Source organism: Bacteroides ilei, assembly GCF_900128495.1.
In the GTDB taxonomy this organism is placed as follows: Bacteria; Bacteroidota; Bacteroidia; order Bacteroidales; family Bacteroidaceae; genus Phocaeicola; species Phocaeicola ilei.
This window is the reverse complement of sequence record NZ_LT635801.1, coordinates 2,393,121-2,407,015: the sequence shown is the minus strand read 5'-3', so window position 1 is coordinate 2,407,015 and position 13,895 is coordinate 2,393,121. Positions and strand designations below refer to the sequence as shown.

Annotated in this window: 16 protein-coding genes; 13 read left to right on the top strand and 3 right to left on the bottom strand. The window is 52.5% G+C overall.

Annotation, left to right across the window (positions count from 1 at the left end; all coding sequences use genetic code 11):
* The first annotated feature begins 8 nt into the window (after positions 1-8).
* The 13 genes from BQ7489_RS10370 (at position 9) to BQ7489_RS10310 (ending at position 11,348) form a co-directional block, all read left to right on the top strand.
* Positions 9-1,556 carry a DUF4836 family protein gene (locus tag BQ7489_RS10370; RefSeq protein ID WP_083580556.1) on the top strand — a complete coding sequence of 516 codons (1,548 nt, stop codon included), beginning with the start codon at positions 9-11 and terminating at the stop codon, positions 1,554-1,556.
* A gap of 18 nt (positions 1,557-1,574) precedes the next feature.
* Positions 1,575-2,219, top strand: coding sequence for an ATP-binding cassette domain-containing protein (locus BQ7489_RS10365; RefSeq protein ID WP_072530938.1), 645 nt, complete (start codon positions 1,575-1,577; stop codon positions 2,217-2,219).
* A gap of 19 nt (positions 2,220-2,238) precedes the next feature.
* Positions 2,239-3,426 (top strand): hypothetical protein, encoded by a 1,188-nt coding sequence (locus BQ7489_RS10360; RefSeq protein ID WP_072530937.1) that lies wholly within the window; start codon positions 2,239-2,241, stop codon positions 3,424-3,426.
* A gap of 13 nt (positions 3,427-3,439) precedes the next feature.
* Complete coding sequence (locus BQ7489_RS10355; RefSeq protein WP_072530936.1) at positions 3,440-3,850, top strand: secondary thiamine-phosphate synthase enzyme YjbQ; 411 nt, start codon at positions 3,440-3,442, stop codon at positions 3,848-3,850.
* A gap of 259 nt (positions 3,851-4,109) precedes the next feature.
* On the top strand, positions 4,110-5,639 hold the full coding sequence (gene atpD / locus BQ7489_RS10350; protein WP_072530935.1) for a F0F1 ATP synthase subunit beta: 1,530 nt from the start codon (positions 4,110-4,112) through the stop codon (positions 5,637-5,639).
* 14 nt (positions 5,640-5,653) lie between these two features.
* On the top strand, positions 5,654-5,899 hold the full coding sequence (gene atpC / locus BQ7489_RS10345; protein WP_072530934.1) for an ATP synthase F1 subunit epsilon: 246 nt from the start codon (positions 5,654-5,656) through the stop codon (positions 5,897-5,899).
* A gap of 41 nt (positions 5,900-5,940) precedes the next feature.
* Positions 5,941-6,354, top strand: coding sequence for a hypothetical protein (locus tag BQ7489_RS10340; RefSeq protein ID WP_072530933.1), 414 nt, complete (start codon positions 5,941-5,943; stop codon positions 6,352-6,354).
* The gene (atpB, locus tag BQ7489_RS10335; protein WP_083580554.1) at positions 6,351-7,469 is read left to right on the top strand and encodes a F0F1 ATP synthase subunit A; all 1,119 of its coding nucleotides are present in this window, start codon (positions 6,351-6,353) and stop codon (positions 7,467-7,469) included. Before BQ7489_RS10340 ends, atpB begins: the two co-directional genes overlap by 4 nt.
* Before the next feature lie 48 nt (positions 7,470-7,517).
* The gene (gene atpE / locus BQ7489_RS10330; protein WP_072530932.1) at positions 7,518-7,772 is read left to right on the top strand and encodes an ATP synthase F0 subunit C; all 255 of its coding nucleotides are present in this window, start codon (positions 7,518-7,520) and stop codon (positions 7,770-7,772) included.
* A gap of 18 nt (positions 7,773-7,790) precedes the next feature.
* Entirely contained in the window at positions 7,791-8,297 is a 507-nt protein-coding gene (atpF, locus tag BQ7489_RS10325; protein ID WP_072530931.1) for a F0F1 ATP synthase subunit B, read from the top strand.
* A gap of 3 nt (positions 8,298-8,300) precedes the next feature.
* Complete coding sequence (locus tag BQ7489_RS10320; RefSeq protein ID WP_072530930.1) at positions 8,301-8,855, top strand: F0F1 ATP synthase subunit delta; 555 nt, start codon at positions 8,301-8,303, stop codon at positions 8,853-8,855.
* Between the two features lie 16 nt (positions 8,856-8,871).
* A complete protein-coding gene (atpA, locus tag BQ7489_RS10315; RefSeq protein WP_072530929.1) occupies positions 8,872-10,464 on the top strand; it encodes a F0F1 ATP synthase subunit alpha in 1,593 nt (530 codons plus the stop codon).
* Positions 10,465-10,469: 5 nt separating this feature from the next.
* Positions 10,470-11,348 carry a F0F1 ATP synthase subunit gamma gene (locus BQ7489_RS10310; protein ID WP_072530928.1) on the top strand — a complete coding sequence of 293 codons (879 nt, stop codon included), beginning with the start codon at positions 10,470-10,472 and terminating at the stop codon, positions 11,346-11,348.
* Positions 11,349-11,469: 121 nt separating this feature from the next.
* Here the strand turns inward: BQ7489_RS10310 and BQ7489_RS10305 are convergent, their stop codons facing one another.
* The 3 genes from BQ7489_RS10305 to BQ7489_RS10295 all read right to left on the bottom strand — a co-directional run bounded on the left by BQ7489_RS10305 (position 11,470) and on the right by BQ7489_RS10295 (position 13,890).
* The gene (locus tag BQ7489_RS10305) at positions 11,470-11,889 is read right to left on the bottom strand and encodes a hypothetical protein (RefSeq protein ID WP_072530927.1); all 420 of its coding nucleotides are present in this window, start codon (positions 11,887-11,889) and stop codon (positions 11,470-11,472) included.
* Between the two features lie 164 nt (positions 11,890-12,053).
* Complete coding sequence (locus tag BQ7489_RS10300; RefSeq protein ID WP_072532126.1) at positions 12,054-13,391, bottom strand: MATE family efflux transporter; 1,338 nt, start codon at positions 13,389-13,391, stop codon at positions 12,054-12,056.
* A gap of 10 nt (positions 13,392-13,401) precedes the next feature.
* On the bottom strand, positions 13,402-13,890 hold the full coding sequence (locus tag BQ7489_RS10295) for a pyridoxamine 5'-phosphate oxidase family protein (protein ID WP_072532127.1): 489 nt from the start codon (positions 13,888-13,890) through the stop codon (positions 13,402-13,404).
* Between the last annotated feature and the right edge of the window lie 5 nt (positions 13,891-13,895).

Sequence of the window (13,895 nt, the reverse complement as noted above, 5' to 3'; positions counted from 1 at the left end):
AGAAAGATATGAGACCGGATAATAAACTGACAAAATGGGGCGGCTACCTGGTGGTGGCTGCCTTGTTCGTTACCTCCTGCCAGAAGGGTAACGAGTATGAACAGGCGTTGCCGAAGGACGCTGCCGTGGTGGTTTCGGCAGACCTGGCTTCGATGGCCGACAAGAGCGGCCTGGGAGGCGATGAGGGGAAAGATGCCCTCAACAGGTTGAGCGATGCTTTAAAGAGCGGCATGAAAGGTTCTGAACAACTGATAGATAAGATAGTAAAGGATCCGTCGGAAAGCGGACTGGACCTGCGCAAGAATGTCTATTTCTTCGTGGAGTCGCAGAGTACGTCGGCGGGACTGGTGGCTTCCGTGCGTGACGACGGGAAGGTGGAAGACCTGCTGGACGAGCTGCGGAAACAGCAGTTGTGTGAGGAGCCCCGCGAGAGCGAAGGCTGCACGTGGACTGTGATGGGCAGGGTGCTGGTGGCCTATAACGGGGATACCTTCCTGGCCATAGCCGACCCGAAGGGCGGGGCGGCATCCGACATGCAGCATACGGCGGCCATGATACTCCGCCAGAAAGAAAACGAGGGCTTCTGCGGCACCGACGGGTTCAAGCGGATGAAGGAAGCGAAGGGAGACATCGTGGCGATGACTTCGCTCGACATGCTACCGATGCAGTATTCGGCCATGCTGACCATGGGAGGTTCGGCCGACATGAAGCTTCAGGACGTGAAGATGATGGCCACCGTGAACTTCGAGAACGGCAAGGTGGTGGCCGACATCGAGAACCTGAGCACTGACAAGACCTTCAATGAACTTTCGAAACAGCTTTATCAGGCTACTTCGCCGGTGAAGGGCAGCTATCTGCCTACCTTCGCGGAGAACACCGTGGTGTGGATGAGCGCCAATGTGGACGGTAGCAAGCTGTACAGCCTGCTGAACGGGAACGCCACCATCAGTCAGGAACTGGAGAACTCCATGATGCCGATCGACTTCGAGGCGATATTCAATGCCGTGAAAGGCGATGTGGCCGTGGTTTCGCCCAATCCGCTGACGGGCGGTTTCGTGGCTTATGCCGATGTGACGGACGCCGGTTTCTTGCAGACCTTCGAGGGACTGAAACCCTTGCTGGCGCTGACAGGCGGACAGATGGTACTGAGAAACGAGGGCAAGGACGCCTACCGTTTCCAGATGCTGGACGGACGGATTCTGGGCATGCGTCCGGGTCCGGCTTCGCTGTGGTTCGGGGTAAAGGACAACCGTTTTTACCTGACCAACGATGTGGCGCTGTTGGAAGCCCCGAAAGGGACCACGCTGGAAAGTACGCCCTGGGCCGGACAGGTGAAAGGCAAGCGTTTCTTCATGGGCGTGAATTTCGCTCCGGCGGTGGCTGTAGCCGGTACCTTCATGAGAGGCAGCAGCCAGCTGGCACCGGTAATGGCCGTACTGGGGGGATTCGACTACCTGACAGTCGAGACATTTGACGAGAAAAAAGGACGGATAGAGCTGGTGATGAAGGACCGGAACCGGAATGTGCTCCGCTCGCTGACCGCTCCGTCCAACTAAAAAATAAAGCAGACAACAGTGGATACGATTGAATTACAGCAGACCCTTCCCGAAGTATTTGCGGGAAGGGACAGCGTCACCTCGGATGTATGGCACAGGCAGGTGGCGTTCCAGAAAGGGAAGACTTACCTGATAGAGGCCGCTTCGGGCACGGGCAAGTCTTCTCTTTGCAGCTATATATACGGGTACAGGAAAGATTACCAGGGGATCATCAGCTTCGACGGTGAGAACATACGCAACTATACGGTAGCCCGCTGGGTTGAGCTCAGGAAGCGTTCACTGAGCATGCTGTTCCAGGAACTCCGCCTGTTTCCGGAGCTGACCTCGTGGGAGAACATCCAGCTGAAGAACCAGCTGACCGGCCACTGCCGGAAAAGCCAGGTGAAGGAATGGTTCGAGCGGCTGGGAATAGCCGACAAGTGGGACCAGAAGACAGGGCGCATGTCGTTCGGGCAGCAGCAGCGTGTGGCGTTTATCCGTGCGTTATGCCAGCCGTTCGACTTCATCTTCCTGGACGAGCCGGTGAGCCACCTGGACGAAGGCAACGGGCGTGTCATGTCGGAGATCCTGAAGGAAGAGGCCGGCAGGCAGGGAGCCGGAGTGATAGTCACCTCGATAGGCAGGCACCTCGGTCTGGACTACGACCGGGTACTGTCACTGTAACCTAAAAAAGAAAGAAGTTATGATCTGGAAACTATTGAGACAACATATCAGTGTGGCACAGCTGGCGGGGTTCTTCTTCGCCAACCTGTGCGGTATGGTCATTGTGCTGTTGAGCGTGCAGTTCTACCGTGACGTCCTGCCGGTATTCACGCAAGGCGACAGCTTCATCAAGAAAGACTTTGTGATAGTGAGCAAGAAGGTGAGTACCCTGGGCTCGTTTGTGGGCAAGAGCAGCACCTTCAGTGAGGGCGACATAGCCGACATCGAAGACCAGCCGTTCACGAAGAGCGTGGGACGTTTCCTGCCCTCACAGTTCAAGGTATCGGCGGGAATGGGTATGCAGGGCATCAACATGTCGACCGACATGTTCTTCGAATCGGTTCCCGACGCCTATGTAGACGTGAAGCTCGACAAGTGGCATTTCGATCCGGCATCGGGCGAGATACCGATCATCATCCCGAGAAACTACCTGAACCTGTACAACTTCGGGTTCGCCCAGAGCCGTAACCTTCCGCAGCTGTCGGAAGGTGTGATGGGGATGGTCAATCTGGACATCCGCATCATGGGGAACGGGCAGGCAGCCCGGATGCGGGGAAACATTGTGGGCTTCTCGAACCGTCTGAACACCATCCTGGTGCCCGAATCGTTTATAGAATGGGCCAACGGCAAGTACGGGACAGGAGAGCGGGTAGAGCCTTCGCGGCTGATCGTGGAGGTGAACAACCCGACCGACGACCGCATAGCCCGGTATTTCGACAGCAAGGGGTATGAGACCGAAGGCAACCAGCTGGATGCGGGCAAGACCGCCTGGTTCCTGAAAGTGATAACCGGCATCGTGCTTTCGGTAGGTCTGCTGATAAGCGCCCTTTCATTCTACATCCTGATGCTGAGCATCTACCTGCTGCTGCAGAAGAACACCACCAAGCTGGAGAACCTGCTGCTGATAGGGTACAGTCCCGCCAGGGTAGCCCGTCCGTACCAGCTGCTGACCGTTGTCCTGAACCTGCTGGTCTATGCCCTGGGCATGCTGGCCGTGGTAGCGGTGCGCGGTTCGTATATGGAAGTGATAGGCAACCTCTATCCGGCGGCTGAAGGAGCCACCCTGCTGGGAGCACTGCTTACAGGCTTCCTCATCTTTGCCGTAGTATCGGCACTCAACATGATTGTGATACGCAGGAAAATCAATGCCATCTGGCTGAGAAAATAAGGAAAGGAAAGATATGACAGAACAAGTGGAATTTACCTTGAAGCCCCGTCGCAGAGGCTTCCATCTGATAACGGAAGAAGTGAAGTCGCATTTGCCGGAGCTTCCCGAAAAAGGACTGCTGAACCTTTTCGTGAAGCACACCAGCTGCGCCTTGAGCATCAACGAGAACTACGACCCCAGCGTGCGTAGCGACATGGAGCAGATCTATAACCGGCTGGTGAAGGAGAACGAGCCCTATTACATGCATACCGAAGAGGGGGCCGACGACATGCCCAGCCACGCAAAGTCGAGCCTGACAGGCGTGTCGGTGACCATTCCGGTTACGGGAGGGCGGCTGAACCTGGGTACATGGCAGGGGATCTACCTGTGCGAGTTCCGCGATTACGGCGGTCCGCGTAGAATTGTGGCCACCGTGATAGGATAAAGTATATTTTGTGTACGTACCCGGTGCATATGTAACAGTTGTTCTGTGAATTATTGTTTATTTATGTAATGAAGGTTAAACATCCTTAGCCTATTTTAGTTGATTTATGTCTCATTTTTACATTTCCGGGCTAAAAAATGTTATTTCAGAGTACACTTTAGCGGCATTATGGTTTAATTTTGCGTAACCGGAATCCAAGGGGACGGTATATATAAAAATAGAATACTTTTATTTATTTCATTATAAAAGATTAGAGCTTATGTCAAAAATCGTTGGACACATTTCGCAAGTCATCGGTCCGGTTGTCGATGTCCACTTCAAGTTTGAAGAGGGGCAGGACGTAGAGCAGGCTTTGCCGAAGATCCACGATGCGTTGACCATCCTGAGAAATGATGGCCGTACGCTGGTTGTGGAAGTGCAGCAGCACATCGGTGAAGACACTGTACGTACCGTAGCTATGGACAGTACGGACGGATTACAGCGCGGAATGGAAGTCGTGCCGACCGGTCAGGCCATTACAATGCCTGTCGGAGCGCAGATTAAGGGACGGGTAATGAACGTAGTCGGTGAAACCATCGACGGCATGAAACCGCTGGACAAGAAGGGAGGTTTCCCTATCCACCGCGAGCCGCCGAAGTTTGAAGACTTGGCCACTACTCAGGAAGTCCTGTTTACAGGTATTAAGGTTATCGACCTTCTGGAGCCTTATCTGAAGGGAGGTAAAATCGGATTGTTTGGTGGTGCGGGTGTAGGAAAGACCGTACTTATCAAGGAGTTGATCAACAACATCGCCAAGAAGCACAACGGTTTCTCTGTGTTTGCCGGTGTAGGTGAGCGTACCCGTGAAGGTAACGACCTGCTCCGTGAAATGATTGAATCGGGTGTTATCCGTTACGGCGACGAATTCCTCAAGAGCATGGAAGAAGGCAAGTGGGATTTGTCGAAGGTGGATTACAACGAAGTGGAGAAATCGCAGGTAGCCATGGTGTTCGGGCAGATGAACGAGCCTCCCGGCGCACGTCAGTCGGTAGCCCTTTCAGGACTGACCCTTGCCGAATCCTTCCGTGACCGCCAGAGCGGCGAGAACGGTCCGCGTGATATCCTTTTCTTTATTGATAATATCTTCCGTTTCACCCAGGCAGGTTCCGAGGTTTCGGCCTTGTTGGGACGTATGCCGTCGGCCGTAGGTTACCAGCCTACACTGGCAACGGAAATGGGTCAGATGCAGGAACGAATCACTTCTACGAAGAACGGTTCCATCACGTCAGTACAGGCCGTATATGTGCCTGCCGACGACTTGACCGACCCGGCTCCGGCCACCACATTCACCCACCTGGATGCGACCACCGTATTGAGCCGTAAGATTACCGAGCTCGGTATCTATCCGGCCGTAGACCCGTTGGAATCCACTTCACGTATTCTGGATCCGCTGATTGTAGGTAAGGAACACTACGAGACAGCCCAGCGCGTAAAGCAGATCCTCCAGCGTAACAAGGAGTTGCAGGATATTATCTCCATTCTGGGTATGGACGAACTGTCGGATGAAGACCGTCTGACCGTGAACCGTGCCCGTCGTGTACAGCGTTTCCTTTCCCAGCCGTTCGCCGTAGCCGAACAGTTTACGGGCGTTCCGGGTGTGATGGTATCCATCGAAGACACCATCAAGGGCTTCAAGATGATTCTGGACGGTGAAGTGGATTACCTTCCGGAACAGGCCTTCCTGAACGTAGGTACGATTGAGGATGCAATCGAGAAGGGAAAGAAGCTGCTTGAAGCGGCCAAAGGATAATAAACTCAACGATTATGAAAGAATTGCATTTAGTTATCGTTTCACCCGAACGCATGGTGTTCGACGGAAAGGCGGTGTCAGTGACCCTGCCGGGAGAGCTGGGAGAATTCCAGGTACTTCCGGACCACGCTCCGATCATTTCGTCGCTCGTGGCGGGAAAGGTGAGGTACAAGGCAGGAAAAGAAGAGACCACACTGGAAATCAAGGGTGGTTTCGTGGATGTCAACAATAACCAGGTTTCAGTCTGTGCCGAACTTTGAGAAAAGTGACGTACAGTGGTAGTAAATAACTGTATAATACTATGTTTTTGTTAACCGTAAGAAAAAAGTTTATCAAGGAACTCACAGTAGTGGGGATTGTATTGACGGCTCTGGTAGCCATAGTGTTTCACCTGTTCATTCCGGAGAGGTATTTCCTGTGGTATCCGTCGATTCCGGTATTCTTTTATCTGGTCGGTCTGTTCTACATAGCGTTGTTCTCGTTCTACTACCGCATGGGACTGGAGAAGCTGGTTATCTGTTACATGATCTGCAAAGTGGTGAAGTTCGTGCTGAGTGTGCTCATGATCACAGCCTACGCCTTCATAGTGGGACATGAGATTGTGGCGTTCATGCTTACCTTCGTATTTTTCTTCTTTGCGTTCCTGATTTTCGAGACCCAATTTTTCCTTCGTTTTGAGACGAAACTGAAATTACAGAAAAAGAATAAGAAATGAAAAGATTACGGTACATAGCACTATTTCTGCTACTGCTGGTAAGCGCGGCAGGGATGTATGCGCAGGAGGCTGATACGACAGCCGTCCCGGGCGGAGCGGTACCTGCCGATTCGACCGCTGCCGGAAACGGCGGGGAAGGCGAGGTGAATGTGAACGAACTGGTGTTCGGACACATCGGCGACTCGTACGAATGGCATATCGCCACGCTGGGTGACACACGCGTGAGCATTCCGTTGCCTGTCATTGTCCACAGCAGTACAGGCTGGCATGTGTTCTGCTCCTCGAAGATAACCGAAGGGCAGGAGTATGAAGGCCTGTATATCGCCAAGGGCGGCACTTACGACGGCAAGATAGTAGAGCGCAATGCTGCCGGCGAGGAGGTACGTCCGCTGGACATCTCCATCACCAAGAACGTACTGGGACTGTTCATCAACAGCGCCGTGCTGCTGGTCATCATGATGAGCTGCGTGCGCTGGTACAAGAAACACCCGGTAGAGCAAGGTGCCCCGAAAGGGGGAGTGGGGATGATGGAAGCGCTGATCCTGATGATCTACGACGATGTGATCAAAGGCTGTATCGGCGAGGACTACAAGCGTTACGCCCCTTACCTGCTGACCGCGTTCTTCTTTGTACTGGTAAACAACCTGATGGGGCTGATCCCTATCTTCCCGGGTGGTGCCAACGTTACAGGTAACATAGCCATTACCATGGTACTGGCCATCTGTACCTTCGTGCTCACCAACCTGTTCGGTACAAAGGAATACTGGAAGGAGATTTTCTGGCCTGAGGTTCCTACCTGGCTGAAGGCTCCGATACCTATGATGCCGTTGATAGAATTCTTCGGTATATTCACAAAACCGTTCGCATTGATGATCCGTCTTTTCGCCAATATCATGGCAGGCCATGCCGCTGTATTGAGTCTGATAGCCATTATCTTCATTACAGTGAAGGCCGGTGCAGTGATAAACGGCTCCATGACGGTAGTTGCCGTGCTGTTCGGTATATTCATGGATGCCCTGGAAGTACTGGTGGCATTCATCCAGGCCTATGTGTTCACCATGTTGTCGGCCGTATTCATCGGTCTGTCGCGTGTAAAGGGACATGAAGCCAAATAAACAAAAAGAGAAAAAACAAAAAGTATAACCATTTAAAATTTAAAGATTATGTTATTGTCAGTTTTATTGCAGGCTGCTGCAGGTGTAGGTATTAGTAAATTAGGCGCTGCTATCGGCGCAGGTATCGCAGTTTTGGGTGCAGGTATCGGTATCGGTAAGATCGGTGGTTCTGCTATGGAAGCTATGGCACGCCAGCCGGAAGCAACAGGCGACCTGCGTATGAACATGATTATCGCAGCCGCACTGGTTGAAGGTGTTGCGCTGATTGCCATCGTAGTTTGTTTGTTGACATTGTTCTTGTAATAAATTTAAATTTAAGATATGGGATTATTAACTCCGGATCCGGGTCTGCTGTTCTGGATGATCGTCGTCTTTGCAGTCGTTTTCTTCGTGTTGGCGAAGTACGGCTTTCCGGTGGTCATCAAGATGGTAGAGGACCGGAAAGCATATATTGACGAATCGCTTAAATCGGCACGTGCAGCCAACGAGCAGTTGGCCAACATCAAGGCCGAAAGTGAGAAGATTCTGACAGAGGCTCATGAAGAGCAGGCCCGTATCCTGAACGAGGCAGCCGCTACCCGTGACCGCATCATCAAGGACGCCCAGGACAAGGCACTGGCCGAAGGTGCCCGTCTGATGGAAGAGATGAAGCGCCAGGTGGAAGTGGAGAAGGAATGTGCCATCCGCGACATCCGCCGTCAGGTGGCCGTACTTTCTGTGGGCATAGCCGAAAAGGTATTGCGCAGCAAGCTTGCCGATGAAAAGGTTCAGGAGGAACTGATCGACCATATGCTTGATGACATGTTGGAATCTGCTAAAAAACAATAAGTTATGAATACAGGTGTTGTTTCTAGACGTTTTGCCAAGGCACTGCTGGAATACGCGAAGGCAGACAAGGTCGAAGACAAGGTGTATGAGGAGATGAAGACTCTGAGTGCACACTATGCCGAAGTGCCTGCCCTGCGTCAGGCCATCGGCAACCCGGTACTGGCGAGATCCAAGAAGCTGACATTGCTTCAGGAAGCTGCCGGCGGGGACGGTGTGAGCAAGGAAACCAGGCGTTTCTTCGAACTGGTGCTGGAAGACAAACGTGAAGATTTCTTGCAATTCATGGCTTGGTCGTACATAGACTTGTACAGGGACGACAAGAAGATTCTGATGGGACGCCTGACAACTGCAGTTCCTTCTCCCAAACTGGTGAGCTACCTGGAGAGAATGGCGCATCTGCTGACTCACGGCACCGTAGAGCTGGAACAGAAGATCGACCCTTCCCTGATAGGCGGCTATATCATTGAACTGGCGGGCAACCGGCTGGATGCCAGCGTGGTTACCCAGCTCAAGAGCATCAAGGATCAGTTCATTGCGAGAAACAGAAGAATAGTTTAATTGAAAAAAAGTAATTATGCCAGAAAATACAATAAAACCCAGCGAAGTCTCTGAAGTGCTGCTCCAACAGTTGCAGGGCATCGATACCTCACTGAAATTCGATGAAGTGGGTACCGTGCTACAGGTGAGTGATGGTGTGGCCCGTATCTATGGCTTGCGCAATGCAGAAGCCAACGAGCTTCTGGAATTTGAGAACGGTATCATGGGTACCGTGATGAATCTGGAAGAGGACAATGTGGGAGCCGTATTGTTGGGTCCTACCGACCAGATCAAGGAGGGTATGATTGTAAAGCGTACCAAGCGTATCGCTTCCATCCGTGTGAGCGAGAGCATGCTGGGACGTGTAATCGACCCGCTGGGCAATCCTCTTGACGGAAAAGGCGCAATAGGTGGTGAACTTTGCGAAATGCCGCTGGAACGCAAGGCGCCGGGAGTCATCTTCCGTCAGCCGGTAACCGAACCGTTGCAGACAGGTCTGAAGGCAATCGACGCCATGATCCCTATCGGCCGCGGACAGCGTGAGCTGATTATCGGCGACCGTCAGACCGGTAAGACTGCCATTGCAATCGATACGATCATCAACCAGCGTGCGAATTATGAAGCCGGTAATCCGGTATACTGTATTTATGTAGCTGTAGGACAGAAAGGTTCTACGGTAGCCAGCCTGGTAAACGCATTGCGTGAAAAGGGTGCGATGGACTATACCATCGTGGTAGCCGCTACGGCTTCCGACCCTGCCGCCCTGCAGTATTTCGCTCCGTTTGCGGGTGCCGCTATCGGTGAATACTTCCGTGATACCGGCCGTCATGCCCTGGTGGTATACGACGACCTGTCAAAGCAGGCGGTAGCCTACCGTGAGGTATCTCTGATTCTGCGTCGTCCTTCCGGACGTGAAGCTTATCCGGGTGATATCTTCTACCTGCATTCACGTCTGCTTGAACGTGCCGCAAAGATCATCAGCCAGCAGGAAGTGGCCGAACAGATGAACGACCTTCCACCCAGTCTGAAAGGCAAGGTAAAGGCAGGCGGTTCACTGACAGCCCTGCCTATCATCGAGACCCAGGCAGGTGACGTATCAGCCTACATCCCGACCAACGTGATCTCCATCACCGACGGTCAGATCTTCCTGGAGACCGACCTGTTCAACCAAGGTTTCCGTCCTGCCATCAACGTAGGTATTTCGGTATCACGTGTAGGTGGTAGTGCACAGGTGAAGAGTATGAAGAAGGTGGCCGGTACGTTGAAGATCGACCAGGCACAGTACCGTGAACTGGAGGCTTTCTCCAAGTTCTCTAGCGATATGGACCCTGTAACGGCGATGGCCATCGACCGCGGACGTAAGAACAACCAGCTGCTTATCCAGCCCCAGTATTCTCCGATGCCGGTAGGTGAACAGATCGCCATCCTGTATTGCGGTACACACAGCCTGATGCGTGATATTCCTATCAGCAAGGTACGTGCGTTCCAGGATGCATTCCTGACAACCATGCGCGCCAACCACCAGAAGGATGTGCTCGATGTGCTGGCAAGCGGACAGATCAACGACGAAGTGACAGGTATCATCGAAAAAATAGCGGCAGAAACAGCAAGACAGTTTAAAGCAAAATAATCGTCATGGCATCACTGAAAGAAATAAAAGGAAGAATCAATTCCATTAACGGAACGCTGAAGATCACTTCGGCTATGAAGATGGTAGCCTCTTCAAAGCTGCATAAGGCTCAGGAGGCTATAGAGAACATGCTTCCTTATGAACGAAGACTGCACCACATGCTTACCAACTTCTTGAGTACGGAGCTTAGTGTGGAGTCACCTTTCATTGTGAATCGTGATGTGACGAAGATTGCGATAGTTGTTTTTGCGTCGAACAGCAGTCTGTGCGGCGGTTTCAATTCGAACGTGATACGTCATCTGCAGGAGTTGCTCGATAAGTATACCCACGACTACGGCAAGGATAACATTCTGGTGTATCCGGTAGGCCGTAAGGTGGCCGATGCGGTGAAGAAGCTGGGATTTACCCCGATGGGAGACTATGTACACATGAGCGGGAAACCGAACTATCAGGAAGCAGCCGACCTGGCCGCCGAACTGATGGACCGTTTCGTGAAAGGTGAGATCCAGAAGGTAGACCTGCTTTACAACCATTTCAAATCGACATCTACCCAGATACTGACCCATGAAACCTATCTGCCTATCGACCTTTCGAAAGAGGAGAGCGCCGAAGGAGGGAAAGGCGGAATGGAAGCCGACTATATCATAGAGCCGTCGGCACAGAAAGTGATGCAGGAACTGCTTCCCAAGGTATTGCGGATGAAGATCTATACGGTATTGCTTGATTCGAATGCGGCTGAACACGCTGCACGTACCATGGCAATGCAGATAGCGACCGACAATGCGAATGACCTGATACAGGAACTGACCTTGTTATACAACAAGAGCCGTCAGCAGGCCATTACCAACGAGTTGCTGGATATCATCGGCGGTACGATGGCATAGCAGAAAGAGCAGAAGTGAAGCATTGAAGCATAAAGCTTTTACAGATAGAAATCCGGTAGGGCCGGGAGGTGAGACTCCAGCCGTACCGGATTTTTTATATATTGACACCTAATGAAAAACGTCAGTAAGCCGTGAAGCTGACCCATTCTCCGTCGAAGACACAGTCCATACGGTCCCATCCGCTCCAGGAAATATCGTCGATGTAGCTGCGGCTGTTCCCGTAGTCGAGTACAAGGCTGTCATACGATCTCCAGTCCCAGTTGAAGTAGAGGGTGGAGGTACGGCGGTTTCCGTAACGGTCTACTGATTCGAGGTAGTCGCAACCGGTATAGTCGCCGTAGAACCGGAGTTCCTGGTAATAGCTGGTGCCGTCGTAGCCGTCGTACCAGCTGTCGGTCCAGGTACGGCTGCAGAGCCGTTCCGAATATTCGTAATGGTTGCCGTTATCCCAATAGACCTCCAGTCCGTCGCATGAACTGAATGTCAGTGCCGAAACAAGCAGTACCAGAAATATGCCGTAGAATTTTCTTGTTGTCTTCATAACCGTTCCTCCTTATCTTTTTCAGTTTGTCTTTCTTTTTCTTTTCTTATGCCACAAAGATAGGCCGGGAATATCATACAAACCAATGATTATTCCTAAGGTTCGGGGGGATTTATCCTACGGGCGGTAGGGAAAATCCCCGGCCGCAGGGAGGAAGGGAGACGTCAGATCCGTTTTTCCCGCCACTTCCCCTTCCGCAGGTAGATATAGCTTGCCACTCCGATGTACAGGGCATAGAGGTGTTCGGCCGTCCAGCACACGGCCACATCGGCCTTGAAGACGATGATGAGTACAAATACATAGACGATATAGGCGGCCAGCGCTCCCAGTTCGAGGGTAAAGGCGGCCCGGGTATTTCCGGTGGCCGAAACCGACTGGAAATAGATGTTTCCGGGGATGGACACGACGTAGTGCGAGCAGAGCACCAGCAGGGCCGGTATGCTGGCCGTAACGAGCTGGGGGATATCGGTGTAGATGCGGAGAACCGGAACCGGGAACAGGGCGATGAGTGCGATGATGGGCAGCACGATGCATGCGCACAGCTTTATGTGCTTGTTGACCAATGCCTGTACACACCCGATGTTTCCGGCACCTATCTGGTTGCTTACCAGAGAACTGCAGGTAGAGGCGAAAGCCATGACAATCATGAACGGAGCGCTGGAGACGCTTCGGATGATGTTGGAGATGGCCAGCGGCCGTTCTCCCAGGTGTTCGATGAAGATGAAGAACAGGAACCATGTGGAGAGCGAGATGAAGTTCTGTATCATGGTCCACAGGGAGAGGTCCATGATCTGGTGCAGTTCCTTCCACCGGAATCCCGGTACACGGTTCAGTCCGTATTTACGGTAATCGATCCGTTTGAGCGTATATCCGATGAAGAACAGTACAGACACCAGTTCGGCCAGGGAAGAGCCGATGGCCGCTCCGGCAATGCCCAGGGCGGGGAATCCGAACTTCCCGAAAATCAGGGTATAGTTGAACACCACATTGGACAGAACCATGACGATGGAGTTCAGGGTAAGTGTGCGGGTCTGTGTAGTCCCTACATAAAAGGCGCGGAACATGGCCCCTACGAAAGAAAAGAAGAATCCGTATACCCGCCAGCGGATATAGTCGTCGGCCGCTGCAACAATATGGTCGGAAGAGACCAGGAAACCCAGGATCTTTTCCGAGAAGAACTGCGAGAGCGTAAAGATGACCAGGCTCATGACCAGCAGGAAATACGTACCCTGGTAGAAGATATTTCCGATGGCTTTGTAGTTCCCTTCGCCGTTGCGCCGTGCCATGAGGATCTGGGAACCTACCGTAAACCCGAAGCCGATCATGAAGATGGCCAGGTAATATACGCCGGCGATGGCCGATGCCCCCAGTTCCACTTCGCCCACCCGTCCGAGGAAGGCCGTATCGGTTATTCCTATGAGCTGCTCCATGATCAGGCTGACCATGATGGGGAAGGCGATATGCACTATCTGCCGGTATGTATAAGGATTCTTCTGTTCCATGGGCCGCCTGTCAGAAAACATTCTTTGTCTTTCCGCTTACCTCTTCAATGTCCAGGCGGATGATTTCGGTACGGGTGAACGATTTCTCGGCATACTTCAGGCCCACTATCTTGTCGTTAGGGCAGTATTTGCTCAGGAAGAGGGAGAGGGCCGACATGCGTTCGGCTTCATGCAGACTGCGGTGTGCCGTACAGCGGAGTACGATGCTTTCGTATGCAGTAGTGAAATGGTCGGGAATCACCTTGGTGCGTCCCACCACACAGAACGAGACGTTGTGGCAGCGGTCTATGCAGTCCAGTTTGCGCCCTACGGGAGCGCAATGGATGTAGATGGAGTTGCCACGGTCCCATACATAGCTCAGCGGGATTCCGTAGGCACCGTTACCGTCTTCGGCCTGCATGGAGAGGATTCCGTATTCCCCCTCCTTGAGGATCTCGAAGGCCCGCTGCCTGTCGAGAGTCCTGTCCTGTCTTCTTATCTTGCTGTTGTTGAATTCCATATATC